This window comes from Spiroplasma endosymbiont of Atherix ibis (assembly GCF_964020005.1).
GTDB lineage: Bacteria > Bacillota_I > Bacilli_A > Mycoplasmatales > Mycoplasmataceae > Spiroplasma_A.
The window spans coordinates 904169-931130 of sequence record NZ_OZ026474.1; the positions used below are offsets into that span (position 1 = coordinate 904169).

Here is a 26962-nt window from a genome sequence, read left to right on the forward strand (position 1 = left end):
TACTTTTTTTTATATCTCTTTAATAACTTCAAGTAAAACAGCATTTATTTTATTATTAAATTTTTGAGTTTTTATTTTAATAATTAAATTTTTACCTAAATTTAACTTAGACTTGAAACTTTCATAAACTAATGAGAAAACTGTAATCATCATTGTTTCAGTTTCATCTACAATATCAAGAAAGCCCATTTCATTACCATTTTTATCTTTTTTAGTAACAATATTTTCTATATTAATTAAAACTTCACAAATAATACCTTCATTTTTTAAAGTATTTAAAGTTCTTAATTTATTTCCATTAATTATTTTTTTTCTAATAATCGATAAAGGATGAGATGATACAAAAAATCCTAAATATTCTTTTTCAAAACCAATTATTTCTTCTGGTTTATATTTTCTTTTTTCTAATTCTAAAGTAATATCTGGATCATTTAATAAAGTTGCTGTTGAAGCTAAATTAAATATCTGTTCTTTTTTTAATATTAAATCTTTTCTTGAAAAACCAAAAAAATCAAAAGCTCCTGAATAAACTAAAGCAGTATATCTTTGCTCTATTAGACCTCTATCTTTCATATTTCCAATAAATAAAAGAATATTATTAAATGCTGCTTTATTTGTCTTAAATAGTTCTTTAATATTTTTTAAAAATTCTGGGCCAATATATTTAATTACATTTAAAGGTATGTTTATCATATTATTATGATAAACATAAACACTATTTGGATTTTTAATTGTTGGGGGATTTACATTAAATCCTGAGTTTTTAACTTCATTTAAGTATTGTGAAGTTTTAACTTCATTTCTAATTGAACCATTTAATAAAGAACAATAAAAAGATGACTTATAATTAGCTTTTAAATATGCCATTCAATAACTTATTAGCGAATATGCAATAGCATGAGATTTATTAAATCCATATAATGCAAATTTTTCAATATAAGCTCATATTTTTGTTGCTTTATTACTACTATATTGATTTTTAATTGCTGATTGTATAAATTCTTCTTTAAATTGATTCATTAAATTTTTATCTTTTTTACCAATTGCTCGCCTAACAACATCTGCTCTACTTAAACTCATATTTGCAACTCTTTGAAGAATTTCCATAATTTGTTCTTGATAAACAATAATTCCAAATGTTGGTTGTAATATGTCTTCTATATTTTTATCAATAAAATATTTTAATTCTTTATTATTTTTTCTTTCAATAAATAAAGGAATATTGTCTTGTGGTCCTGGTCTATATAAAGCACTAGTTAAAGCTATATCATCAACTGAATTAACTTTCATTTTAATCAAAACATCTGTCATTCCAGATGATTCTAATTGAAATATACCACTTGTATCACCATTTCTTAATAATTCAAATGTTTTTTTATCATTTAAAGGGATATTTTCTAAAACAACATCTACTTTATCTACTATTTTAATGTTTTTTAAAATTTCTTGAATTATTGAAAGATTTCTTAAACCAAGAATATCTGTTTTAATTAAACCTATTTCTTCTAAATAATTCATTGAAAATTGAGTTTGTGAAATTCCATTAATACCAATTTTTATTGGTAAAACTTTATATAAGTCAATATCTGAAAATACTACTCCAGCTGCGTGAGTTCCAGTTTGTCTTGGCAATCCAATTATTTTTTCACTTATTTCAAAAATTTGAGGATACTTATCTTTATATTTTCTAAGTGCTTCACTATCTTCTAAAGCAAGTGATAAATTCTTTACATTTTTTTCATTAATTTGTTTTGTCATATGATTTATATCATTTATAGACACATCAAAAATTCTTCCACAATCACGCAAAGCATTTTTTATCCCAATTGTTTGAAAAGTTGTTATTGTTGCAAAATGATTTTTTCCATATTTATTAAATAAATACTCTAAAATTTCTTCTCTTCTATCATCTTGAAAATCAAGATCAATATCTGGAAGTGTTATTCTATCTATATTTAAAAATCTTTCAAACAAAAGATTTCATTCAATAGGATCTAATTTTGTAATTTTTAAAAGAAAAGCTACTAAACTTCCTGCAGCAGATCCTCTACCTGGACCATATAAAATCTTTAATCTAATACATTCACAAATTATGTCATGAACTATTAAAAAATAATCTTCAAATCCCATTTTACTAATAACTTCTAATTCATAATATAATCTAGATTTATAAAGTTCTTTATTTAAATTATTTTTCAACAATAAATATTCTTCTAGTAACTCCTCACATATTATTTTTAAGTATTCTTTTGAAGGCATTTTTTTACTATTTGGATATTTTAAAAAATGTTTTTTATAATTGAAAATATTTTCAATTTCAATTAAAGAAGATATTTTTAAAATATTATTTATATGATCTTCAACTTTTATATAATTTGAAACTAACTCTTTTGAAAAATAATAGTTCTTTTCTAAATTTGAAAGCTCTGTAATTAATTTTCCTTCATTAATTGCAATTAAAGTCTTATAAACTGGATATTCATTTTTATGTAGAAAATTAATTTCATTTGTAAAAACTACATTAGAATACTTTTTAAAATAAGAAAAATTTTGTTTTGTAATTCCTATATAAAAATTTTCCTCTTTTAATATTAATTTAAATTTTTCTAAATATTTATCAACATTTTCAATTGAAAAACTAGAAATAACTATAAGATCATTAGAAATTATTTTTCAAAATAAGTCTTCTAAGTTTTCTAAATTAATTTTATCATTTTGATTAATATAAGAACTAATATAACTTATTTCTTCAAAACCTTTATTATTTTTTGTATATATTAAAATATTTCCAAAAGATAAGTCAAAGCTTAAACCAATAACTGGTTTAAGCTTTTTTTCTTTTGCTTTTTCATAAAACTCTGCAGCACCATACATTGTATTTTTATCAGAATAAAAGGCAAAATCATGATTATTTAACTTTAAAAAATTCAAATAATCTTCTATTCTAATTGTAGAATTTAAAAAATTATAGCAACTTTGAACATTAAGTAAATTTAAAGATTCCATATAAGACCTCACTTTTCTTATTTTACATCATTAATAAGAAAACATCATTTTATTAATTTAAACATATTATGTTAAATACATTTTTTATAATTAGATTTATATTTCATTATAAAATAAGTACAAAAAAATATTTTTTAAGAATTATTCTATTTTACTTTTAAATTAAATATTAAAAAATCTTCTAAATTAGAAAAATCAATATTATGATATTATTTTTATCATAAGTTCTATATTTAGAAGATTATATCAAAATAAATTTGTAAACTATTTAAATATATTTAATTTTAATTATCTCATTAAAGAAAAATTTAAACTAACTCGAGATAGTTTTCATTTCAGATAATCTCAACTCTTCATTATTTAAAATCAAGAAAAAAAATTCTATTAGAATCTCTGGTATTTTACTAGATTCGTATAAATTTTGATCTACTATAATTTGTAAATTTAATGAATTTTTTATATAAGTTGAAAACAAAAAACCATTAGCTCTTAAATATCAAAAAAATATTTTTATTTTTTTATAATTATCTTCTTTATTCTTTAAATTAGAAATTTTTCTTTTTAAGATTTTTTGAACTCTTTGAAAATGTTTATCAACTTCTCTAATTTTACTTATATCTTTTAATTCAAAAGATTTATAATTTAAATTCTTTGTAATTTCTAGTCTCAATTTTTCAAATTCTTCTAATGCTTCTTCTTTAGTTAAAAACTTCACTTTTTTTATTTTTTTATTTAAAAAATAAGGAAATATTAAAATTTCTAATAAACAAATAAAATATATAAATGAAATTACAATAATATAACTTAAAAATTCTTTCTCTTCTGGTTTTATAAAAAGAGCTGCTCAAATATATAAAGAAGTTATTAAAACAAAAACAATTAAAGTTTGAATATAAAACTGATAAAGCTCTTTTTTTAAAACTAAAAAGTCTTTTTTAAATTTACTATAGCTACTAAATACATTAACTACATTTTCTATTTTAGTTATATAAACTGAAATTGAAAGTTGAAGAAGACATGGTACTAATATAATAAATATGAGTCCTCCAAGTAATAAAACTGAATAACCTATTAAATCCATTTTTTATTTCTCTTTTCTAAAAGTTATAATTGATTCAACTTACAACTGCTAATGCAACCGATATAACTGCTGTTACTTCCGGCATAGCTCAAATAAATGGTGTTGCTGTTGCTGTAAAACTTACTAATACTAATTTAGCAATTTTCCCCAAAGCCTGACCTGCATTTATTCCTGCATTAAGTGCATTTCCAGCTTTTTATCATTTTCCTGTTTCTTTATTATAAGCTAGTAAAGCACTTGATAAACCTGCTGTTACAAGACCTGAACATATTGAAATTGCTGTACAGCCTGCTGCTCATGGAATAGTTGCTCCAAAAGTTCAAGGAGCAGCTACATAAAAGCCAGCTGCTGCAACTGCTGCAGCAGCAGTTAAAGTTACAAATGAAATCTTTGCAGTTTTTAATCTTGATACAAGTTCTCTATTTTTTTGATAAACGCTTGAAAATAAAGTATTATATTTTTCTACATTTTCACTATTATTTAAATAATTAAAAGCCTCTTTATAAGAATTTTTTAATTGTGTTTCTTCTAAATATAAGTTATTTAATTCACTATAATTTTTCTCTTTATATGCTGATATTTGTTTATTATATTCTTCCTTAAATTGAGGATATTTGTCTTTAATAAAGTCTAATGCTTTATATAAGCTAATATCTTGTTTAATAAATTCATTAATTAATTTTTCAGATTCTTCTTTTGCTTTTTGCAAAGAAATATATTTAATAGAGTTTTGATTTAACTTGTTAACTATATTTTTATTGTTAGATACATCATTTACAAATTGTAATGGTATATCTTCATTAAAAATATCAAAAGTCATTTTTTTCACTTCTGCTCATTCTATAGAATTCAAATTCTTTTCATCACTTTTTACATTATTATGAATAACATTTTTTGTTGAAGATAATGTTACACTAAAAGATGAGGATGTTAATCCCACTGATGTTAAAATTGATAATAATTTTTTCATATATAATTCCTTTTAAACTATCTTTCTATGCATTAATTATATCTTAATAACAATTAAATATTATTTTTATAATATATAAAACTCTTTTAAGTTTTGTATTTTTTATATGAAACTTATTTTCATTTTTCATTTATATTTTTATAGCTAAATAAAAACAAAAAAAATCTCTTGAGCTATAGAACTAATAATGTTTTATATCATCAACTCTATAACTTAAAGATTAAATCTACAACTTAAATAAATAGTACTTTATTTTATTCTATTAAAATCTTCTACAATTGTTTCATAAGCATTATTAATTTTTGTCATTTCTGCTTGTGCTTCAACATTATTTGGGTTTTTATCAGGATGATTTTTTTTAGCCAATTCTATATATCTTTTCTTAACTTCCTTTAAAGAACATCCTCTAACTAAGCCAAGAGCTTGATAAGCTTGATCTAATTGAGAATATCCTTGATAAAAATCTGAATAAGATTGTGATTGATCATAGTCTGCTCCCCCAACAGTATCTTCATCTGAGTATCGACTTTGACTATTATCAAGATTTCTTGTTTTTCCCCCATTTCTTCGTTTTCTTCCACCAAAAATCATATCTATTATTAAAACTATAAAAATAGCATTTAATATTCTTAAAAAAAATCTTAATAATTCATCCATAATTTAACTCTTTTTCTATTTAGTAACAAGTCACACTATTAATAAAACTATTAATAATAATATAATTATATATGCTGCTAACTTATAAATGAAATAATTAGCTTTCCCTTTTTTGTTTTTATTACTATTTTCAGGTTTTTTATCTTTTGAACTTTGTTTTTTTAGTTCAGTTATAGTTAGAGAATCATCTTTATAATTATCAATTTCAAACTCTTGTTCATAACCTAATGTTTCATTGTTAATTATATTACCATTAAAAACTCCAAACTTATTATTTTGTTCTTTTTTTTTCTTTTTACTGCTTCTCAACTAATTCACCTTCTTTTCATATATATATTTTAATTAAATTTTTAATAGTATACTCAATCATTTCATCTAATAGTAAATTTTCTTCTTGTTTGATAGCTATAAATGTTTTTGGTTTTGTAACAGTATTTTTAGGAACATACATTGAACATACATCATCAAAAGGTAATATTGATATATTATAAGTGTCTATTTTTTTTGAAATTTTTATAATTTCTTCTTTATCATATGTTAATAAAGGTCTTAATATTAGTAAATCAGATACTTGATTTATAACATGAATTGATTCAATTGTTTGACTTGCAACTTGTCCTAAAGATTCTCCTGTAATAATTGCTTGTGCTCCAATAATGTTTGATAACTTATTTGCAATTCTTATAAAGATTCTTCTCATAATTGTAATTCTATATGATTCTTCTTTAATATGCATTAGCTCTTTTAGAATCATATAAAAATCACAAATATAAAGTGAAAAATTAGCTTGATTATATTTTTCAATTTTACTTGCTAATTCAAAAACTTTATTTAATGCTTCTTTAGAAGTGTGAGGAGGTGTCATAAAATGTAAAAAATCAACTTGCATTCCTCTTTTTAAAGATAAGAAACTTGCAACAGGTGAATCAATTCCTCCACTTAATAATGACAATCCTTTACCACTTACTCCAACAGGAAGTCCTTTTAAAGCACTAATTCTAGATGTAAATATAAATGCTCCATTATGTTTTATAATAACTGTTAATTTTAATTGGGGATTGTGTACATCTACTTTAATATTTTGATTATTTTTTAATATATTTACAGCTATTTTAGTTTTTAAATCTTGAGAGCTTAGAGCAAAACCTTTATCTTTTCTTTCAACTTCAACTTTAAAAGTTCCTAAATAATTTTTAGTTATTTCCAAAGTTTTATCTAAAATAATCTCTTCATTTTTTTCAACAATTTCTACAATTGATAAAGAGTAAATACCAAAAATATTTTGTAATATACTACATATTTCATCTAATTTTGATTGCTCTTTTATTTCTAAAACTAAACTATTATGATCTTTTCTATAAACTATAATATCTTTATATTTTTTTAGTTTAAATTTTATATTTTGTATTAACTTACTTATAAAAGAATTTCTATTATTTCCTTTTAAAGTTAATTCCCCATATCTTATTAAGATGTTTTTCATTAATTACCTCTTTATCTAATTCGATTTTCTTTCAATTTCATTAACATTTGTAAAGAGTAACCAATTAGTTGATCTAATTCTCTTTCTTTGAATAATTTCTCACAATTATAAATAACTTGTTCAATTCCTTCAACTTTACCAACATATCTTTCTAAATACACAATTATTTCTTGTGAAATATAATCTAAAAAAATTGTATCATTTAGATCTCTTGCAAGTATAAGTGTATCTTGATTACATTTTTCAATTTCATTTGATACTTTTTCTTTTTCTTCTTGAGTTGATATTTTTTTTAAATTTTCACGTGAGAATTTTAATAATCTCAAGTGTAATTCTTGAATTGAATCTATAAATCTTTCCAATTCATAAATTGATTTAAATTGATTAATTTTCACATCAAGTTGATTTAAAATTGATTGAATAAAAATAACTTGATTAACTAACGAATCAATATTTGTACTTTTGCTTTCAACTATTTTTGCTGACTTTTCTAATGCAGACATATCTTTTAACGATTGTTCCATTAATGCCAACATTTGATTTTTAATTTCAAATAAATTAATTTCTTCTCCACTATTAGTTCCTAAATCAATTTGAGAAAATAATAAATCAGCTTTAGTTTTTGTTTTTATAAAAGATGCTTTAGCAATTTCAAATTCATTTCTTTCTTTTGAAAATTGCTTTGTAATATCTTCAATTTTTGTAAAATCTCTTTCAAGTAATCTTGATGAATGCTCTATCATATCAAATTTATTTCTAATACTTGGTGTTTTAACTTCAAAAAATGATTTTAAATTATCTTCATTTTCAACTTCACTTTTAAATGTATTTATTTGATTAAATACTTCTTTTAAAGTTCTATTAGCCTTTTTAAATTGTAATTTTTGCAATTCATTATTAATTTTAATTCTTAAATTATCTATAGAATTTTCAAGCTCTCCAAATTTCATTGCATTTAAATGTAAGCTCTTTTTAACAGGTCCAAAAGTTATATGTTTATTTTTTAATTCAATCATCATTTGAGGAATAACTGTTGTTATTGTTGATATAACATAAGGAATTGAATCTAAAAGCTCAATTAAAAAAATTAAAGCCTGATCTATTTTTAATAAATAATCTCAACTTTCTTTATATCTTCCTTCATCTAATTTAAAATAAAATTCTTCAAAAAGACTTTCTATTTGGTCAATTGTATCTTTTAATTTAGCTTGATCAATTGCAATATCTTTAAATGTTGTCATAATAACTTCATCTTTTAATATTCTAAATAACTCTTTTTGAAAAGTTAAAGAATCTCTTTGAATAAACTCAATTTCTAAATTATTCATTGTTTCAATAAAGATTTCATGAACACTTTTATTAATAGTCATTGTTTTTTGATAAACAGCTTGAAATTTTTTCAAATTTTTAAGATTTGGTCTAGTATTTTTTTTATCTTCTATTAATTCTACAAAATCACGAAATACTTTTTGTAATTCTATTTCAAAAAGTATTTCGTATTTAGTTCTTCAAATCATTAATTCTTTTTCAAAACTTCCTGTTTCATCAAAAATCATTGATATTCTCATTAGACGATATTTTAATGGTGATTTTTTTAAATCATCTATTAAATCAATTGTTTTTGCAGCAATTTGAAGAATTCTTTTGTATATGCTCATTAAAACTAAAATAACTATTGCTGCAAAAAGGCAAGTAAAAAATATACATATTGCGCTTATGTATATTGGATTTTTAAATATTTGATCAATATCTCATAGAGGCTTCATATTTTTACTTCCTTAAAATCAAAATCATTATATCATATACAAAATTATTCAGTATTTTTTTCAAATAAGTTATTTTTTAAACCTAATTTGATATATAATTATTTTTGGTTAATCTGCAATTAAACACTGTAAAATAATTAGTCTATAACTTATATAAAAGTAACCCCTGCAGATGAAGGGCGAAATATAGACTTCCTTTACTGGAGTTTAACTTTAGTTATGATTTTCCAAATAATATATTTAATAGAAAAAAGAGGATATAAAAGTGTCAAGATATACAGGATCTACATTTAAAAAAGCTAGAAGATATGGATTTTCTATCTTAGAAACTGGTAAAGAGTTCTCAAAAGGTAAAAAAAGAACTACTGCACCAGGTCAACATGGTGCAAGAAGATCAAAACTATCAGGTTATGGTCAACAAATGCAAGAAAAACAAAAAGTTAAATTTATGTATGGTTTAACAGAAAGACAATTTAGAAATACTTATGCAAGAGCTAAAAAAATTAAAGGAATTACAGGAACAATTTTCTTACAGCAATTAGAATCAAGATTAGATAATGTGATTTACAGAATGGGATTATCTTTAACAAGACAAGGTGCAAGACAATTAGTTTCACACAGTCATATTTTAGTTAATGGTAAAAAATTAGATATTCCTTCATATTCAGTTAAAATTGGAGACATAATTTCAGTTAAAGATAAAATGCAAAAAAATGATAAAATTGTTGAATCATTGGCATCAAATGCTGGAACAGTTGAATTTGTAAAATTTGACAAAACAAAAATGACAGGTTCATTACTAAGGTTGCCAGAAAGAAAAGAATTAAATCAAGAAATTAATGAAGCATTAATTGTTGAATGATATAATCGTTTAATTAAATAATAAAAAGGCAATATTATCTATTGCTTTTTTTAAAATAAAAATTAATAAGAATAATTAATTATTTTATTCTCTAATTACTTTATCATTAATTAAATCTATAATTTTAGATGGTTTTCCATTAAGTTCTCCATCTCAAAAAACTTCGTTTACATTTTTATTAAACAAATCCAATTCCTCTTTTTTATTTAAATACGGATTGTTGGAATAATTAACACTTGTTGAAAATATTAATCCTGTTTTATTAATTATGCTTAGCAAATCCTTTCTTTTAACTTTTCTTAAAGCTATACTTCCATTTTCTTTAGTATTAACTATTTGAGTAATTGGAATTTTAGATTTAGCATTTTTTTTAAATTTCTTATTGATATTAATAATTTTTTTTACTTGCTTTAATTTAGAAAATAATACAATTAATTTTTTTGATTCTTGAGATTTTTTAATTTTATTAACTCTTATTCTATTTTCTTCATTATATAAAGCACTCAGTCCATATATACTATCTGTTGGCAATATTATAACTTTATTTTCTTTTAAAAGATTTATTGCTTTTAAAATATCGTTTTTTGTTAACATTATTTTATTTTCCTTTGATATTTATAAACTGAATTTAGAATAATGTGCTCTGGGATTACTTTTGTTAATTTTTTAGCTAATTTATTAAAAGTTCCAAATATAATATAGTTTTTCTTTTTTACTTTTAAAGCTTTTTTTAAACTATTTTTTGCATAAACAGAAGAACTCATAGATTTTGATTTATTTCTTAATTTCGCTCTTTGTTCACTACTACTTCTATTTCAAAAATCGGTTTTTAAAGCTCCTGGACAAATAGTTACAACTCTTACATTAGATTTAAGTTTTTTTAATTCTGTATTTATTGCTACACCAAAACTTAAAACATATGCTTTTGAAGCATAATAGCTTGAAAAAACTGGACCTGGTGTAAAAGAACCCATTGAAGCAATATTTATAACTCTACCTTTATTTTTTTCCATAAAATACTGTGTAAATTTTTTAGTAATTATATGAAGTGATTTAATATTTAAATCAATCATGTTCATCTCTTTTTCCAAATCTGTTTGATAAAAATAGCCTCAAACTCCATAACCAGCATTATTTATAACTATTTCAATATCTAATTTTTTTGATTTTTCAAAAAGTTTATATGCATTTTTTAAATCACTTAAATCCAAATCTCAAGTTTCAATTTTAAAATTGCTATACTTTTTTTGTAGTTCTTTTAAACTATTTGTATTTCTTGCTACAGCAATGATGTTATACTGTAATTTTAACAATTCCTCACAATAAGCATAACCCAAACCTTTACTGGCACCAGTTACTATTGCATAAGCATCTTTATTTAGATTTTTTTTCATCATTTTTCTCTGTAGAACTATTAAATAAAACTTTTTTATTTGCATTTATATAAATTACAGCAGATCAAATTGAAAGAACTACTGTTATATACATTGGAATTAAAATAATTTGATTAATTCATCCAAATTGATTGAAACTTTCTCAACATTGAGCTCCTAAAAAAAATAAAATACTCAATCCTACCATTTCTGCAGTTGCTCTAATTTTTCCCATTTTATTTGCAGCCATTACAACAGCTGAATTTGCTAAAATTTGTCTTACAACATCTATTATAAAATCTCTACAAATTAAAATAATACATAATCATATTGGTAAAATACCAAAGCAAGCAAATATAATCAATACTGAATTAGTCAATAGTTTATCTGCAATTGCATCAAAAAACTTACCAAAATTAGTAACCATATTATACTTTCTTGCAACATAGCCATCTAACATATCTGTTAAACTTGCTATTATAAACAGTATTCCTGCTATTAAATAAGTTAAAGGTAAATGATAATTTCCAATTGAAAATACATTTAAATTTCCTAGTTGTGTTATAGCTTCATAATTAACTCAAATAGCTGGTGTTAATAATAACAATATTACTATTACAGGTATTAACAATACCCTTACAAATGTAATTTTATTTGCTAAATTCATAAGCTTGCCTCTTTTCACATATTTTTATTATAATACAACACTATTAACTAACCTAATTAATATTATTTAATTATATAAAAATAATAAAGATCACGAATACTCATGATCTTTATTATACTCTAAATTTATTTTCTTTAAAAGATTGTTGATTAATCACATTTGTAAATATTTCTATATTAACAATTAATCCCATAAATTCAGCATTTGCTGATGATAATTTTACAATATCATGAATTCATCCATATTCATCAACTAGTGCATCATAATTAATAAAATAATCTAATCTTTTAATTTCAACTTGCTTTAAAAAAACTTCTTTTGCTCAATAAAGAATTTCACTTACATTTTCACTTTTTGTAATTTTATTTAAATTCTTTAAAAAATCTGAAATTTTCTCATTGTTTATAAACTTAAATGATAAGTTTTCATATTTATTTATAACTCTTTGAGAATTTGATGTTAATTTTCTAACTACAAATTTTTCATTTAAATCTATTAAATTTTTTTGATTTTCTGTATATTTTAAGAAATTTAAATCTTGAAAAGCTTCTTTAATTTTTCTAAATCCTTCAGTTGCTGAAGATAAAAGAATTTCTGTACTTGCATAAAAAATATGATTAGCTTTTTTGGTTGTTAATAAATCTTGATTCTTTTGTCTTAATTGATTTAATTGTTCAATTATTAAATCAATACCTTCAAGACTATCTGTACTAATTTTTTTAAATAAATTATCTACAGAAATTTTTATATCCTTACCATTTAATTTTAAGTTTTTAAAACACTCTTCATTAAAGTAGTTTAATAATTCTTCTACAGTTTTTTTTAAAATTAAGTTAAAGTTCATTTTTAAATTGCTCCTATATAATTTCTACAATAAAATATTTCTTTTTACCTTTTTTAATAATAATAAAATTATCTACAGTTATCATTTTTTTGTCAACAATAGTATCTTCTTCATATTTATTATTGCTATTTATTGAAATAGCACCTTCATTAATTAACTCTCTTGCTTCTCTTTTTGAACTTGCTATTTTTGTTTCAACTATTAAATCAATTAATTTAATATTTTTTTGTACTTTTATTTTTTCAAATGAATTAATTGTTGACAATAAATCAGTTTTATTTAATTTTAATAGATCTCCACTAAATAATGCTTCAGATACCTTCTCTGCTTTTTCTAAACCTTCTTTTCCATGAACAAAAATTGTAACTTCCTGAGCTAATCTTTTTTGCATAATTCTTTTAAAAGGTTCTTTTGCATGATCTTCTTTAATTTTATTAATTTCTTCTAAAGAAATAGTTGTTAAAAACTTAAATAATTTATCACAATCTTCATCATCTTGATTTATAAAAAATTGATAAAATTCATATTCACTTGTTTTATTTTTATCTAATCAAATGGCTCCTGATTCTGTTTTACCAAATTTAACTCCATCTTTTTTTGTTAAAAGATTAATTGTAATTCCACAAGCTCTTGAATTTTCTCTTCCAACCTTACTTGCAATATAGTCAGTTCCACTAGTTATATTTCCCCATTGATCAGAACCACCAATTTGTATTAAACAGTTATAATCTTGATATAATCTATAAAAATCATATCCTTGAAGCATTGTGTATGAAAATTCTGTTATACTTAATCCTTTTTCAATTCTTGATGCAATATTTTCTTTTGCCAATAAATATGCCAAGTTAAAGTCTTTCCCAATCTCTCTTAAAAAATCAATTAAAGACATTTTTCCTAATCAATCATTGTTATTAATTACATTAATATCAGGTATTAAAAAATTTAATTGTTTTTTAATACCTTCAATGTTTTTACCAACTTGTTCTAAAGTCAATAGATTTCTCTCTTCACTTTTAAAACTTGGATCACCAATCATTCCAGTTCCTCCACCAAGTATAGAAATTGGTGCAAAACCAAAATCTTTAAATCTTTTAAGATTTATAATTTGAATTAAATGACCAACATGAAGTGAATCAGCTGTTGGATCAAATCCACAATATAAGCCTGCTCCTTGCTTTTGAGCATTTAATATTTTTTCTTCATTAGTAAATTGCTTAAGCAAGTCTCTTTGTTTTAATTCTTCTAAAATGCTACGCACTATTATTTCTCCTTATTAATATTTGTTTTTACTTTTTTTGAGTCTCCAACTTCATATACATCTTCACTCATACTAATTGATACATCTTTTACTTTTGAATAAACTTCATCAGCTTTGTCAATAATATCAACTGTTATCATTGCTAAATCCTTTGCAATTATTTTTACATTATCAGATTTAACAATTTCTTGACCAATTTTAACTGTAGCTTGCCCTAATTTTTGTAGAGCTTTAAAGGCTAGCTCCTTTGTTTTTGCTGCATCTAATTCGTCACTTGCATCTCTAATGTTTGAAAGCTTCATTTCAATATTTGCAATAACTTCATCGCTTTCATTTCCTTGAGATTTTTCCCAAGTTTCTTCTATTTTTGCTATTAGCTTTTTTAATTGTGGTCTATATTTTTTTAAATAATCTACAAAATCTGCTCTAATTTCTACACCTTTTTTAGGAGCTAACATCATTCCAAGAAAAACCCATGAGGCTAATTTTAATAATTTAAACATCTTAAACCTCCCAATTAATCTTTTGAATTTGCAAATTCTCTTAATTTATCCACTAACTTATAAACAACATCTTTATTTTTAGTTGCAACTTTAACTCATGATTTAACATTTCTTTTCGCAAAAGCATCAAATATATCGATATAATTTGTTACTCTTGCTACAGTATCAAATGTAGCATTTAACATTTCTGATTTATAAGTTAAGTCTTCAAAAAAATAATCGACTTTCTTAGCTGCAATACCTACTTTTCTTAATGTAATTATTGTATACAAAGATAATATAATTGCTAAAACTAACAAAATAATTATCATAACTGTTTGAGTTGTTTCAACATTTGTTGAAGCATAAATAAGTCATAAATTCATACATATTCTCCTAATATTAATAAAATTATACAATAGTAATACTATATTTGCATACGAAATTAACTAATAAATAATATTTAAAAATTATTATTTTAATAATTTTATTTTTCTTTAATCTCTTATCATTTTTTGATTATTTATTTTTACTTTTATATTTTTTAAGACTATAAATAACTAGATAAAAAAAGTATATTTTATTAACTATAAAATATACTTCTACTTAAATTATCATTTTTTGACACTATATTTAATAAATTTACTTTTTTAACAATTTTTTATTTATTTTTATCAATACCAAGTCTTTCTCTTCAATCATCACTTGATCTTTTACCTTCTTGTTGTTGTTTTTCTTTTTTGATTTGACTAGCTCATGTTTCTTTATTAGAATTTCTTAATTCAACAAGTTTTCTTGCTCTTTCAGTTTCTGCATTATAAGCTTTATTATAAATATATTTTCTTCTATCTTCTAAAGATATGTTATTTTCTCTTAAAACTAATGTATTTATACCATCTTGAATTTTATCAAATGCTTTTAAATATTGTTCTTGGAGATCAACACTTTTTTCTAATTGTTGTACATCTTCTTTATCTATCAAACTTCTTATTCTTCTATTATTTTTTGTTATTAATCTAGAAATTTTAACTTCTTCTTTTAAAAGCTTTTTTTCAATAATTTTTTTTTCTTTTTCAATATCTTTATATTCATTTGTAATATCTAAAATAGTTTTTTCAAGTTCGTTTTGTTGTTGATCTGTAAAAGGAAGATTCTTTTTCTTTCTTGGCTTAATCAAAGAAACTTCTTCATTAATAGAATTAATAGATTTTCTTTTTGGAACATAAAAATTATTAGAAGCTACTTGTGAGTTTATTAAATCATTGCTTAATTTAATTTCTTCCAATCTTTTTTTAGCTTTTTCACTTTCCAACTTTGAATCCTCTATTAAATCTATATCTTTACTATTTTTTTGATCCATTTGATCTCACCTTATTTCTTTTTATTTTGAAGTCTTCTAGGCTTAATAAGCTCAGATTTACTATTTGGTTTACTATTTTCTTTTAAAAGTTTATCAAATTCTTTTAATTTCTTTTCAAAAAATTGATCTTTCATTGCTTCACTGTAAAATACTTTAGAATCCATTTCTTGAATTGTTTTTTCAACTTCATCTTCTATACTTTGAACCTTAATTTCTTTTAATTTAAGAAGCTTATTTTTTGCCTCATCTTTAACAGAATTATTTTGCATTTTACTTTTTGAAACTGCTAAAAATATGTTTTTGTTTTGTTCAGGTTCTTTTTTACTTAAAATTTTTGAAGTTAATTTTACTTTATTTTGTTTATTAAGTTCTTCTCTTTCATTTTGAACTCTTTGAGATAATCTTCTAACTCTTTCTAACTCTGATTCAATTGGTTTCATTGAATTTTGTTCTAGAAAATCTTTTGCTCTTTGTGAATAACTTACTGTATTGTTTTTTATCTTTTCAATATCTGTATAAACATCTGCATCTACTCCACCTGTTTTTCTTAATTCCTCAATTTTTTGTAATTTAGCAATTACTGGATCAGTGTCTAATATATGATTTTGTATATTTTGTGTATTTTTTTTAGCATTATCAATTATAGAACCAAGTATTCCATCAGTTTTTTTAAATTGTTTATCACTTTGTCCTATATTTTTTTTAATACTTTCTAATTTTTGCTTTACTGAAGTATTTTCTGAATATGAATTATATTCTGATTCTAAATGTTTTCGATTCAATTGATTTGTAATATCTTCTATAGATATTTTTTTTGCATTAAAATCAGTTGAAAATATTGGTTCCATATTCAGTAATGGATCATTATTATAGGTTCAATGATTAGGGTTTCTCTCTTCATATTTATCTTCAGAATTTTTAACTTTCTGATTTTTTTTCTTTTTTCTTGAAAAAAAATTCATAAAGAACACCCCTTTCTTTTAAATAAAACAACTAATTATATTTTATACTTTTTATCTTACTTGAAAAACTATTTTCTCTTCCAAATTTTGCTTGTTTTTTACCATTAATGAGAACTATATCTCCTGTAAAACCAATTTTATTTTTTGTAATTGCATCTCCTACTCCATATATATCAACTGGTGTATTTTGAGATTCAAATATTTTAATTTTTTCTTCATTAAACCCTGAAGAAACTATAATCTTTACATTATTATGTCCATTTAAATCAAGTTTTTCTCTTAACATTTTAACTAATGTAGGATTAACTCCATGCAATTCTTGATTTTTTTCTTCCATATTTTGAAGTGATTTATCTACTAATGAAGATGAAATATCTAACCTTACTGCATAAATTTCATTTTTAAAAGCATTGCATACATTTATAGAATCATTTATACAATCATTGTTATAATCAACTAATACCACTAAATTATTTTTTGGAAAAACTTCTTTATATGCTTTTGTTGCTTTTATTAAATCTCCATCAAATGAAGCAATTAATGCATGAGGCATTGTTCCATTTAAATTTGGATTTTCATTTAAAAACTCAAATGAAGCAGGAGTTACTAAATTTTTAATTCCCCCAATTACTGATGCATAACCATCTATTTGTTGATTTGTATAGTAGTCCATTCTGTCATTCATATTTAATACAGTTTTACCATTTGCAGCAGATAATATTCTCTTAGCATTTGTTGCAATAGTTGAAGCTCTTGACAATATACCATCAAAAAGTCCTTCAAAATGAGCAAAATCACTATATTTTCCTGTTATTTTTAATACTGGTTCTAAACTATTAACAATTTCACCCTCTTCAACTGCTTCTACAGTTAAATTATTTATTTTTGATAATCTAAGAATTTCTTTAATTATTTCAATACCACAAATTACTGTTTGTTCATTTCTTTGAAATCATTGCATTGTAACTAATTGATTTGGTTTAAATTTTTTTAATATTTCTTTAGTTTTTTTAAAATAATCTGCAGAATAATAATCTTCAAAAATTTTCAAATCTATATTAAATCTATTTTTCATTTAAAACCTCTCATATTGATCTTCCAATATATGAATCTTCAACTTCTCATTCCATAATTCCAGGCTTATTATATTTTTCTTGTTTAATTTCAAGTTCTTTTGCAGAACACAACATTCCAAAAGAATCAAACCCTTTTAATTTTCCTTGATTAATTTGAGTTCCATCAGGCATTCATGAACCAACTGTTGCTAATGTTGTAAATAAATTTTTTCTGGCATTCACAGCTCCACAAATAACTTGAATAACTTCTTTGCCATTATCTAGCTTACAGATAGATAAATGTGTATTTGGAATTTTTTCACATTCTAAAATTTTTGCAATTATAAATTGATTTTCTAATTCAAATTTAGCTAAATACTTTTTAATAAATGGTTCAGCTTTTTTTTGAAGTCTTTTGTCTTCTAAATTAAAACTATCATCTGATTCAAAATTAAAAATATTTAATCCTATAACTTCATTTTCATGAAATAAAATTTCACAGTTCTGTTCTTTTTTTGTACTCATAACTTTTTTATTTTTAAATAAAACCACTATAGTATTGAAGTTTTTAACATATTTTAAAAATATTTTCATTTGAATTACCTTCATTTCTATTGGAATAACTTCAAAACAATTATATAATATAATAAGTCTTTTATATAGAGGAGGAATTATGAAAATTGCAATTTTAATTGACTCTTCTTGCGGAATTAAAGATACAAAACAATATAAAAATTTATATCTTATTCCATTGATGATTACTAAAGAAGATGGTCAACAAATAACTGATGATGAAAATTTAAGTTCTGATGAATTTTACCAATTAAATGATTCACAATTACTTAAAACCTCACAGTCTGTTCCTGGCAATGTTATGGAAAAATGAAATGACTTATTAAAGAAATATGATGAAGTTGTTTGTCTATTAATTTCAAAAGGTCTTTCAGGACAATACAATACATTTAAAATGTTTTCACAAGAATATGAATATAAAAATAAGATACATGTAATTGATACTAATGGTGTAAGCATAGCTCTTAAACACCAATTAGAATTAGTTATAAAATTAATTGAAGAAGGAAAAACTGGATTAGAAATAAAAGATATAGTTGAACAGTATTACAATAAAATTATTGGCTATATTATTCCAAAGTCCCTTACTCAATTAGTACGAGGAGGAAGAATAAGCAAAGCTGCTGCAGGACTTGCAAAATTTTTAAAAATAACTCCAATACTTAGATATAATGGAGAAATTGACAAACAAGGAAAAACAAGAACATTTAAAAAAGCTATTGAAGAAGCACTTAAATTATTAAAAGATAAATATCCAAATAATAAAATTATTGATATATCTTACTCAAGAGCAGATATTCAAACACTTGAAATTGTTAAAAATGTTGTTAAGAAATTAGATTTAGAAATTGGTCTATGAGATGAATTAGCAAATACAATTACTTGTCACACAGGTAGAGAAACATTTGCATTTATGCCATATCAAGTTTGAGGAGAAAAATTATGAAAATAGCTGTAGTTACAGATTCATCAAGTGGTATAAAAAATATAAAAGATTATAAAGATTTATATTTAGTTCCATTAATGATTACTAAAGAAGATGGTGAGCAAATAGCTGACGGGGAAAGTTTTGAAGCTGATGAATTTTATCAATTAAATGATTCTCAACTGTTAAAAACTTCTCAATCAATTCCAGGAATAATGTTAAAAAAATGAGATGAATTATTGAAAGATTATGATCAAATTATTTGCTTATTACTTTCAAAAGGTCTTTCAGGACAATATAATACATTTAAAATGTTTTCACAAGAAGATGAATACAAGGATAAAGTACATGTAATTGATACAAATAGTGTAAGTATAGTTCTTAAACGTCAAATAGAACTAATTATGAAGTTGCTTAAAGAAGAAAAAACTGCTCAAGAAATAAAAGATATAATAGAGAAAGATTATAATAAAGTTGTAGGCTATATTATTCCAAAATCACTTGATCAATTAGTACGAGGAGGAAGAATAAGCAAAGCTGCTGCAGGACTTGCAAAAATATTAAAAATAACTCCAATACTTAAATATAATGGAGAAATTGACAAACAAGGAAAAACAAGAACATTTAAAAAAGCTGTTGAAGAAGCTCTTAAATTATTAAAATCAAATTATTCAAAAAGCAACATAGTCGACATTTCTTATTCAAGAGCAAGTAAAGAAACTTTAAAACTTGTTAAAGAAATTGTTAAAGAATCAAATTATGAAATAGGTTTATTTGATGAAATGCCAAATACAATTACTTGTCACACAGGTAGAGAAACATTTGCATTTATGCCATATCAAGTTTGAGGAGAAAAATTATGAAAATAGCTGATGATGGGGGAGAATTTAACAATTGATGAATTTTATAAATTAAATGATTCTCAACTGTTAAAAACTTCTCAATCAATTCCAGGATTAATGTTAGAAAAATGAAATGAATTATTAAAGGCATATGAACAAATAGTTTGTCTGCTAATATCAAAAGGACTTTCTGGACAATATAGTACATGTAAAGTTTTAGCAAAAGATGATAAATATAAAGATAAAGTATTTGTAGTAGATACAAATGGTGTTAGCACTATTTTAAGACATCAATTTAAATGAGCACTAGAACTTGTAAAACAAAGAAAAAAAGGTCAAGAAATAGAAAGTATAATTGAAAAAGCAAATGATAAGTTTATACTATATATAATTCCAAAGTCCCTTACTCAATTAGTACGAGGAGGAAGAATAAGCAAAGCTGCTGCAGGACTTGCAAAATTTTTAAAAATAACTCCAATACTTAAATATAATGGAGAAATTGATAAATATGGTAAAGAAAGGACTTTTAAAAAAGCTATTAAAGAAGTAATAAAAGTGTTGAAAGATTTTGGAAATGAAAATTTTATAGATATATCTTATTCTAGAGTTAATGAAGAATATATAGATGAAGTAAAAAAAATTATAATTGCTGAAAATTTAAAAATAAGTTTATTAGATAATATGCCAAATACAATTACTTGTCACACAGGTAAAGAAACATTTGCATTAGCGATATGAAAAAAATAAGGAGATTTTTATATGAAAATAGGAATATTAGTTGACAGTTCTACAGGCTTTATAGAAAAAGAACATAGTACAAAAAATATAAAAGTTTTACCTCTACATTTAATTGTAGAAGATAAAGAGGATTACTTAGATACACCAGAAGAAATTAAAAAAAATGAATTAATTAAAATATTGGCAAGTGGTAAAAAAACTGCTACAAGTCAAGCTTCTCCAGGAGAATTAATGAATAAATATGATGAAATGTTAAAGGAATTTGATCATATAATACATATGACAATCCCTGCAAATCTTTCTGGAATGCATCAAACTGCAGTTATGATTGCAAATGATGAAGATTACAAAGGAAAAATTACAGTTATTGAAAACTTTTTAGCAGCAAATTGTGCTCAACTATTATCACTAAAATTTGATGAAATGATAAAACAAGGAATTGATGATCCTAAAAAATATCAAGAAGAATCTGATAAATGAACAGTTGGTTCATGAACAGCAATTATACCAAGTGATTTGCAAAAAATGTCTAAAGGTGGAAGAGCTAATTCACTATTAATAACAATGTTAAAAATATTTAAAGCAAAAGTTGCAATTCAATGATTAGCAAAACCAAAAAAAATTGGTATGGGAAGAACATATAGAGCAGTTTTAGATAAAATGATAGTATCCTTAAGAAAGGAAATTACAGAAGATTTTGAATTACTATTAGTTTCATTGCCAGAAGCAAACAAAAATCATATAGAACAAATAAAAAGTTGTTTAAAAACTAATAGTATTGAATTTAAAGAAAATAAAATACCTACTGTTTATCCTTGACATGCAGGTATTGATACAATTGGATTAATAGCTATTAAAAAAACATTATTAGCAAAAAAATAAAAATATAAGATCATTCTAAAAAGAACTTTTATTAAATGCTTTTTTATATTTTTAAATAAAAAAATCTATACAATTAGTATAGATACAAATTATTTTAATAGTAAAAATTATTAAAATAATTATTTTTTTATTTGGCAAGGATAGCAGGACTTGAACCCACGACACTCGGATTTGGAGTCCGATGTTCTACCAACTGAACTATATCCTTATTTAAAAAATACCCTTTATGGGTATTTTTTTCTATTTGGCAGGGGTAGCAGGACTTGAACCCACGACACTCGGATTTGAAGTCCGATGTTCTACCAACTGAACTATACCCCTATAAAAACACTTTTTAATTATATCATTAAAAAGTACTATGTATAAAATATGCTTATTTTATTTACATTTTTTACAAATTCCATGAAGTTCCAATTTAAAATGTTCTAACTTCATATCTTTATCTTTTAAAATATTTGAAAATCTAAGAAATAATTCATTTGCTAAAGATGGACTTTCTAAATCCTCTAAAGAACCACAATGATCACATGTAATATGCATTAATTGTGAAGAGATAGCTTCATATATAATTTGCTTACCATTTATTGTATTTGCAAATAATAAGTGCATTTCCAAAAATAAATCTATGTTGTTATATATTGACATTACATTTACACTACCTAAATCTTTTTCTACCATTGAGATTAATTCATTAATGGTGAAATGTTTTTTTGTAGAGATTATTCTTAACATAGATAATCTTACATCAGTAAGTTTAATTTTTTTGCTTTTAAACAATTCTAAGTATTCATTTAATTTATTTTCCATAAATTACTTAGTTATTTTTTCAATAACTTCCAAAAGATCACTTACTTTTTTCATAGATAATAAATCATCATCTGATATAGATATATTTAATTTTTCTTCTAAATTAACTATCATATCCATTAAGTCAAGTGAATCTAATCCCATTGACTTAAATTCTGTGTTATTACTTATTGTTCCTTTTGCTCCCTTATTTATAAGAGCTTTTTTTATTTCTTCAAAATAATTCACATTAATCACCTTTTATTATTATATATTAAATTAATTTAAAATTTCAAGTATATATTTTATTAACTCCGTTGTATTTGACACTTACTTCACTTGGTTTTTTTATATTGTTAACTAAATAATTCAAACTTATTGAATTAGTTTTAGGTCCTAATTTATTAAACTCTAATATAAAATAATATTTAAATTCATTCATTTTAAACTATTTTTGATCTGAGAAATTTAAAATATATATTTTTTGTTCTAAACTAAAATCAATATTTAAATTTTTCTTTGCAAAATCTACTTTTTTAATATTTGAAGGTTTTTCTTTTTCTTGAGTATTATTTTCTATTTTTATTTCTGTTTTATTAGATTTAGTATAAAAGTATATTAAAAAAATTAAAATAGATATTATAAATAATAATAAAATTGATACAAAAAATAATTTATATGTTTTTTTCTTTTTCATTTATATAATTTATTATCCTTTCTTTATTATTTCATCCTAGGTTATTTAGTTCCTCTATTTTATAATTAATTAAATAATTATATTTTTTATTTATTTTTTCATATGAGTAATCAATTTTATAAATATCATTATTAATGTTATTAGAAATATAATCCACTAAGAAATATCTTGAATTGAGATTAATAAGCCTACTATAAATAATTTAGTTATTATATAAAGGATTTCAAAGTATCCCTTTTATTCCAACTTAACTATCTTCTACTATATTTTTAGTAAATAAATATTTTGTCATGTTAGAATTAATTATTTCATACTTATCTTCTTTTTGTCTAACTTCATCTATAACTTTTTTAATACTATAATAACTAGTAAAATTAAAATCACTTTTCAGCTTTGCAGTAGAAGTTAAAAAGTCCGTTCTATTTAGTCCTTTTAAATAAAGTTTAAAAAAAGTATTCATTTTATTTCCTAATAAAGAAAAATCTAGATAATTTCATAAACTATATTTATTTTCTAAAATCATAATAGGATCTATTGTATTTGAATACCTTCACTTAGTTTTAATATTTATATCATTTCTTAATAATTCAAAATAATTTCTTTTATATTTGAAATTAAAATCATAATTTATATAACTGTAAGCTAAATTAGCAATTGTAACTGTACATTCATTTTCATCGTATTTATGCTGAGTTAAATTTCTTCTATCTATTTCAATACTGCCATAATTAGTATGAGGTTTTAGTTCAAAACCTTCTACATCATAGCTAGCACTATAAGAAATAAATAAATACTGTTGATCTTCAATTAAAATGGCTGGTATATCTAATTTTATAAAATCAAAATTACTTAATATATATTTACCATTTCTTTTTGCATTAATTATATAACTTGGTATTTTAAATAAATCTTCCTTGTCATTTTTTATTGCTTGAATACCTTTTTTAGTTCTTATATAAAATTTAATTAATCCCAATTTAAAATGAATTTTAGTTTCATTTTGATATGTTTTTTTAAAAAAATTATGAAAATAATCATAACCTCCAGCATTAGATAAACTAGGTCTTATAAATAATCTATAATATTCTTTTTTATTATAAGTAAATTTTTCGTTAATAAAGATGACATCAATATTAAAAGTATTTATTTCAACAGAACTTACTTTTATGAATTCCTTATTTTGATTCTGTTGAGAAAATTTTATTTCATCTTTTAAAGCTATATTTAAAATACTAATCACCTCAATTAAAAAATCGTCTTTTTAAATAAAAAAATCTCTTTTTTTAAAAAAAGAGACGTTAGTTTCTTAAATGGGGCGTGTAAAGGGAATTGAACCCTCGAGTGCCGGAACCACAATCCGGAGCGTTAACCACTTCGCCATACACGCCATAAAATATTTCACTTATTTATTATACTAAAAAAATTTTTTATGTGCTAAAAAAAATAAAAAAATTATAAAATAAGAAAAACAAAAACTTTAATAACACAAGAAACCCTAAAAAAGTGGTGATTGTTCATTCTAATACAATCTTTAGATAAAAAGAACTGAAATTGCTTAATGAAAATAAATTAAATTGAAGCAAGATCACAATCAAAATATAAAGATGAAGAATTAATGTCTTTAAATGGAAAGTACTGCTCAAACATGAGTAAAAAAAATGATTTTAGAGTTAGAAAAATCAAATATTTGGAGTTTCTTAAGAATAAAATATCTAAAAAATAAATGAGAAATATAAATTCTCAATTTATATTTTATGTAAAACTTCAAATCTCTCAAAATTAGGGTATTACTATTAACTTAAAAAGGCAAACAAAATTTTAATTTCTAAGATATTTCAATAAAAAACTTAATTAAACATTATTTCTTTCAAATATAAATAGTCTTATCGTTACAAAAAAATAACTTTAATTATAAATTTATTAGAGGGAATAAACTCGAAAAAATGAATAGTTTATAAATACATGAAATTATTTAAACTTTCTTATAATACAAGAAAAATAAATAAATATAATTTAAGTTCACAACACAGAAAATATGAAAATAAACTTAATAGAAATTTTAATTCTAGCTATTTTAGAGAAAAATTTGGTACAAATATTTCATATTTGCAATTTAGAACTAGAACAATTTACTTAAGTAATATAAATAATTTATATAGTAAAAAAATTCTAGATTATCAATTAAATAAAAGTTCAAACTTTTAATTTGTAAAAATAATTTAATAAATACTTTAAAAAAAGTAATGTATGCTAAAAAATATAATTCACTCAGATTGAGGTTGGCATTATATTGGTAACGACTATTTTGAGGTTTGCAGAAAACTTAATATAGAAATTTAAATGTCAAGACAAAGTAATTCTGTCAATAATGCTACTTGTGAAACTTTTTTTTAATCTCTTAAAAGAATCTATTTACTACAAAAAGCAAATCATTAATCTAAAAGATGAAATAAAAGAAAGTGTTAAAGATAATATTCACTTGTATAATATTTTAACATTTCATTCAAATATAAAAAAATATGAATCCTAGTAGTTTTGCTATGAGTCATATTTAATTTTTTTTAGTTTGTATTGTCCAGTTATATTGACAATCTCATAGTTTAAAATAGAGATTTTTTTATTAATAATTAAAAATTAATTCATTATTAGTTAGATAACTTATCAATTCCTAATTCATCAATTTTTCAAGATTTTGAACCTGTAACTAATTTTGAAGTTGATTTTGCTGTAATTGTAACACTTCCTTCTTTAATATCAATAGCTTCTATTTTAGAAAAATCAACATCTGAAGTTTCTATTTTTTCAAGTCCTTTAACTGTTTTTAAAGCCCTAATAACTTCATCAACTGTTGTATCATTTGTTGGAGTTAAGTTAATTTTAACTGTTGATAAAATAACTTTTTCTGTTGAAGCGATTTTTTTAGCAATTGTAACTGAAACTGAAACTGAAACTGACGCAATTTTTTCTGTTGAAGCAATTTTTTTATCATCCTTTGCTTTAAACATAACATCAATTTTTTCTTTAACTTCTTTATCTGTTAATTTATCTGCAGTAGTTGCAACTACAATAGTTACTTCTCCTGCTTTTTGTGTTCCAGATTTAATTTTTACTATTAAAACTGATTTATCTGCTTGTTTAAAACTAATTATTCCATCAGCTGTAATTTTATTTGATTTAACTGTATATTCTTTTGATAACTCTTTTTTCACTTAAAGTAATATCACTTGCTTTACTTCCACAAGCAATAACTGTTGTAGTTGTAGTTGCAACTAAACCTGCTGCACCTAATAATCCTAATATTTTTTTCATTCTTCCTCCTCTTTTTAAAACAATTTAAATTCATACTATGATTATACACCTACTTTTTTAAAAAATGTCAACACTTTTTTTGACTTTTTTGACGCCAATATTCCCTGAATGTATTCCAATTTTAGATGATATTTTTTATATACTAATAGAAAAGATAACATATATGGCAAAAAAGTACAATAATTTAGAAAATGAACTCAAGAAGAAAAAAGAAAAAAACTTATAAATCAATAATAATAGATTAATTCACAAAAAAGTTATTTCATTAGATATTTCTTATAGAATGTCTGCAAGATTTATAATTGCTATTTTAAATAGAGCAATTAATATTATTAAAAAGGTAAAAGATCAGAGTCGAATAATTATTTCCTCAGATCATGAAGT

Annotated in this window: 32 protein-coding genes and 3 tRNA genes; 7 read left to right on the forward strand and 28 right to left on the reverse strand. The window is 22.7% G+C overall.

Annotation, left to right across the window (positions count from 1 at the left end; translation table 4 throughout):
• Positions 1 to 9: 9 nt before the first annotated feature.
• Together dnaE and AACK92_RS04840 are read right to left on the reverse strand one after the other, a co-directional pair.
• Positions 10 to 3006: a DNA polymerase III subunit alpha gene (gene dnaE / locus AACK92_RS04835; protein WP_339020618.1), complete on the reverse strand. Its 2997-nt coding sequence runs from the start codon at positions 3004 to 3006 to the stop codon at positions 10 to 12.
• A 313-nt stretch (positions 3007 to 3319) separates the two neighbouring features.
• Positions 3320 to 4087 (reverse strand): hypothetical protein, encoded by a 768-nt coding sequence (locus AACK92_RS04840; RefSeq protein WP_339020620.1) that lies wholly within the window; start codon positions 4085 to 4087, stop codon positions 3320 to 3322.
• Positions 4088 to 4116: 29 nt separating this feature from the next.
• Here AACK92_RS04840 and AACK92_RS04845 point away from each other — a divergent pair, with 29 nt between their 5' ends.
• Positions 4117 to 4311 carry a hypothetical protein gene (locus AACK92_RS04845; RefSeq protein ID WP_339020622.1) on the forward strand — a complete coding sequence of 65 codons (195 nt, stop codon included), beginning with the start codon at positions 4117 to 4119 and terminating at the stop codon, positions 4309 to 4311.
• Here the strand turns inward: AACK92_RS04845 and AACK92_RS04850 are convergent.
• From AACK92_RS04850 to AACK92_RS04870, 5 genes are all read right to left on the reverse strand, one after another.
• A complete protein-coding gene (locus AACK92_RS04850; RefSeq protein ID WP_339020623.1) occupies positions 4284 to 5057 on the reverse strand; it encodes a hypothetical protein in 774 nt (257 codons plus the stop codon). The two genes, AACK92_RS04845 and AACK92_RS04850, sit on opposite strands and share 28 nt — an antisense overlap.
• A 249-nt stretch (positions 5058 to 5306) precedes the next feature.
• On the reverse strand, positions 5307 to 5714 hold the full coding sequence (locus AACK92_RS04855) for a J domain-containing protein (RefSeq protein ID WP_339020624.1): 408 nt from the start codon (positions 5712 to 5714) through the stop codon (positions 5307 to 5309).
• A 15-nt stretch (positions 5715 to 5729) separates the two neighbouring features.
• Positions 5730 to 6023, reverse strand: coding sequence for a hypothetical protein (locus tag AACK92_RS04860; RefSeq protein ID WP_339020625.1), 294 nt, complete (start codon positions 6021 to 6023; stop codon positions 5730 to 5732).
• Positions 6010 to 7197 (reverse strand): tRNA uracil 4-sulfurtransferase ThiI, encoded by a 1188-nt coding sequence (thiI, locus tag AACK92_RS04865; RefSeq protein ID WP_339020626.1) that lies wholly within the window; start codon positions 7195 to 7197, stop codon positions 6010 to 6012. Before thiI ends, AACK92_RS04860 begins: the two co-directional genes overlap by 14 nt.
• Before the next feature lie 11 nt (positions 7198 to 7208).
• On the reverse strand, positions 7209 to 8963 hold the full coding sequence (locus AACK92_RS04870) for a septation ring formation regulator EzrA (RefSeq protein WP_339020627.1): 1755 nt from the start codon (positions 8961 to 8963) through the stop codon (positions 7209 to 7211).
• Between the two features lie 265 nt (positions 8964 to 9228).
• Between AACK92_RS04870 and rpsD the strand changes: the two genes are divergently transcribed.
• Complete coding sequence (gene rpsD / locus AACK92_RS04875) at positions 9229 to 9846, forward strand: 30S ribosomal protein S4 (RefSeq protein WP_339020628.1); 618 nt, start codon at positions 9229 to 9231, stop codon at positions 9844 to 9846.
• A 63-nt stretch (positions 9847 to 9909) separates the two neighbouring features.
• Here rpsD and AACK92_RS04880 read toward each other — a convergent pair whose 3' ends face one another.
• The 11 genes from AACK92_RS04880 to ytpR form a co-directional block, all read right to left on the reverse strand.
• Entirely contained in the window at positions 9910 to 10419 is a 510-nt protein-coding gene (locus AACK92_RS04880) for an L-threonylcarbamoyladenylate synthase (protein WP_339020630.1), read from the reverse strand.
• Positions 10419 to 11219, reverse strand: a complete 801-nt coding sequence (locus tag AACK92_RS04885; RefSeq protein ID WP_339020632.1) for an SDR family NAD(P)-dependent oxidoreductase — start codon at positions 11217 to 11219, stop codon at positions 10419 to 10421. Before AACK92_RS04885 ends, AACK92_RS04880 begins: the two co-directional genes overlap by 1 nt.
• Positions 11200 to 11865, reverse strand: a complete 666-nt coding sequence (pgsA, locus tag AACK92_RS04890; RefSeq protein WP_339020634.1) for a CDP-diacylglycerol--glycerol-3-phosphate 3-phosphatidyltransferase — start codon at positions 11863 to 11865, stop codon at positions 11200 to 11202. The genes AACK92_RS04885 and pgsA overlap by 20 nt, the downstream gene beginning before the upstream one ends.
• Positions 11866 to 11977: 112 nt before the next feature.
• Complete coding sequence (locus AACK92_RS04895) at positions 11978 to 12709, reverse strand: hypothetical protein (protein WP_339020636.1); 732 nt, start codon at positions 12707 to 12709, stop codon at positions 11978 to 11980.
• A 13-nt stretch (positions 12710 to 12722) separates the two neighbouring features.
• The gene (gene tyrS, locus AACK92_RS04900; protein ID WP_422397890.1) at positions 12723 to 13970 is read right to left on the reverse strand and encodes a tyrosine--tRNA ligase; all 1248 of its coding nucleotides are present in this window, start codon (positions 13968 to 13970) and stop codon (positions 12723 to 12725) included.
• Entirely contained in the window at positions 13970 to 14470 is a 501-nt protein-coding gene (locus AACK92_RS04905; protein WP_339020639.1) for a hypothetical protein, read from the reverse strand. The genes tyrS and AACK92_RS04905 overlap by 1 nt, the downstream gene beginning before the upstream one ends.
• A gap of 14 nt (positions 14471 to 14484) precedes the next feature.
• Positions 14485 to 14835, reverse strand: a complete 351-nt coding sequence (locus AACK92_RS04910; protein ID WP_339020641.1) for a hypothetical protein — start codon at positions 14833 to 14835, stop codon at positions 14485 to 14487.
• Between the two features lie 275 nt (positions 14836 to 15110).
• Positions 15111 to 15809: a hypothetical protein gene (locus AACK92_RS04915; RefSeq protein ID WP_339020643.1), complete on the reverse strand. Its 699-nt coding sequence runs from the start codon at positions 15807 to 15809 to the stop codon at positions 15111 to 15113.
• Between the two features lie 11 nt (positions 15810 to 15820).
• Entirely contained in the window at positions 15821 to 16771 is a 951-nt protein-coding gene (locus AACK92_RS04920; RefSeq protein ID WP_339020645.1) for a hypothetical protein, read from the reverse strand.
• Positions 16772 to 16802: 31 nt separating this feature from the next.
• Positions 16803 to 17846: a nicotinate phosphoribosyltransferase gene (locus tag AACK92_RS04925; protein ID WP_339020647.1), complete on the reverse strand. Its 1044-nt coding sequence runs from the start codon at positions 17844 to 17846 to the stop codon at positions 16803 to 16805.
• Positions 17836 to 18435: a YtpR family tRNA-binding protein gene (ytpR, locus tag AACK92_RS04930; RefSeq protein WP_339020649.1), complete on the reverse strand. Its 600-nt coding sequence runs from the start codon at positions 18433 to 18435 to the stop codon at positions 17836 to 17838. The genes AACK92_RS04925 and ytpR overlap by 11 nt, the downstream gene beginning before the upstream one ends.
• A gap of 64 nt (positions 18436 to 18499) precedes the next feature.
• Between ytpR and AACK92_RS04935 the strand changes: the two genes are divergently transcribed.
• Genes AACK92_RS04935 through AACK92_RS04950 form a run of 4 tightly spaced genes read left to right on the forward strand, consistent with a single transcriptional unit; the run spans position 18500 to position 21786 of the window.
• Positions 18500 to 19351: a DegV family protein gene (locus AACK92_RS04935; RefSeq protein WP_339020651.1), complete on the forward strand. Its 852-nt coding sequence runs from the start codon at positions 18500 to 18502 to the stop codon at positions 19349 to 19351.
• Positions 19342 to 20193, forward strand: coding sequence for a DegV family protein (locus tag AACK92_RS04940; protein WP_339020652.1), 852 nt, complete (start codon positions 19342 to 19344; stop codon positions 20191 to 20193). The genes AACK92_RS04935 and AACK92_RS04940 overlap by 10 nt, the downstream gene beginning before the upstream one ends.
• Positions 20194 to 20196: 3 nt before the next feature.
• Positions 20197 to 20913 (forward strand): DegV family protein, encoded by a 717-nt coding sequence (locus AACK92_RS04945; RefSeq protein WP_339020654.1) that lies wholly within the window; start codon positions 20197 to 20199, stop codon positions 20911 to 20913.
• Between the two features lie 12 nt (positions 20914 to 20925).
• Positions 20926 to 21786 carry a DegV family protein gene (locus AACK92_RS04950; protein WP_339020656.1) on the forward strand — a complete coding sequence of 287 codons (861 nt, stop codon included), beginning with the start codon at positions 20926 to 20928 and terminating at the stop codon, positions 21784 to 21786.
• Between the two features lie 132 nt (positions 21787 to 21918).
• On the opposite strand, the gene AACK92_RS04955 is transcribed toward AACK92_RS04950, so the two are convergent.
• The 8 genes from AACK92_RS04955 to AACK92_RS04990 all read right to left on the reverse strand — a co-directional run bounded on the left by AACK92_RS04955 (position 21919) and on the right by AACK92_RS04990 (position 24656).
• Positions 21919 to 21994: transfer RNA gene (locus AACK92_RS04955), tRNA-Trp, on the reverse strand.
• 37 nt (positions 21995 to 22031) lie between these two features.
• A tRNA-Trp gene (locus AACK92_RS04960) sits at positions 22032 to 22107 on the reverse strand.
• A gap of 57 nt (positions 22108 to 22164) precedes the next feature.
• Entirely contained in the window at positions 22165 to 22593 is a 429-nt protein-coding gene (locus AACK92_RS04965; protein ID WP_339020658.1) for a Fur family transcriptional regulator, read from the reverse strand.
• Positions 22594 to 22596: 3 nt separating this feature from the next.
• Complete coding sequence (locus tag AACK92_RS04970; protein WP_339020659.1) at positions 22597 to 22821, reverse strand: acyl carrier protein; 225 nt, start codon at positions 22819 to 22821, stop codon at positions 22597 to 22599.
• 25 nt (positions 22822 to 22846) lie between these two features.
• Complete coding sequence (locus AACK92_RS04975) at positions 22847 to 23014, reverse strand: hypothetical protein (RefSeq protein ID WP_339020661.1); 168 nt, start codon at positions 23012 to 23014, stop codon at positions 22847 to 22849.
• A 6-nt stretch (positions 23015 to 23020) separates the two neighbouring features.
• Positions 23021 to 23269 (reverse strand): hypothetical protein, encoded by a 249-nt coding sequence (locus AACK92_RS04980; RefSeq protein ID WP_339020662.1) that lies wholly within the window; start codon positions 23267 to 23269, stop codon positions 23021 to 23023.
• 247 nt (positions 23270 to 23516) lie between these two features.
• The gene (locus AACK92_RS04985) at positions 23517 to 24509 is read right to left on the reverse strand and encodes a hypothetical protein (RefSeq protein WP_339020663.1); all 993 of its coding nucleotides are present in this window, start codon (positions 24507 to 24509) and stop codon (positions 23517 to 23519) included.
• A 71-nt stretch (positions 24510 to 24580) separates the two neighbouring features.
• Positions 24581 to 24656 (reverse strand) — tRNA-His (locus tag AACK92_RS04990).
• Positions 24657 to 25231: 575 nt separating this feature from the next.
• Here AACK92_RS04990 and AACK92_RS04995 point away from each other — a divergent pair.
• Positions 25232 to 25474, forward strand: coding sequence for a hypothetical protein (locus tag AACK92_RS04995; protein ID WP_339020664.1), 243 nt, complete (start codon positions 25232 to 25234; stop codon positions 25472 to 25474).
• Between the two features lie 440 nt (positions 25475 to 25914).
• Here AACK92_RS04995 and AACK92_RS05000 read toward each other — a convergent pair whose 3' ends face one another.
• Entirely contained in the window at positions 25915 to 26478 is a 564-nt protein-coding gene (locus tag AACK92_RS05000; protein WP_339020665.1) for a hypothetical protein, read from the reverse strand.
• Complete coding sequence (locus AACK92_RS05005) at positions 26444 to 26578, reverse strand: lipoprotein (protein ID WP_339020666.1); 135 nt, start codon at positions 26576 to 26578, stop codon at positions 26444 to 26446. Before AACK92_RS05005 ends, AACK92_RS05000 begins: the two co-directional genes overlap by 35 nt.
• Positions 26579 to 26962 lie beyond the last annotated feature (384 nt).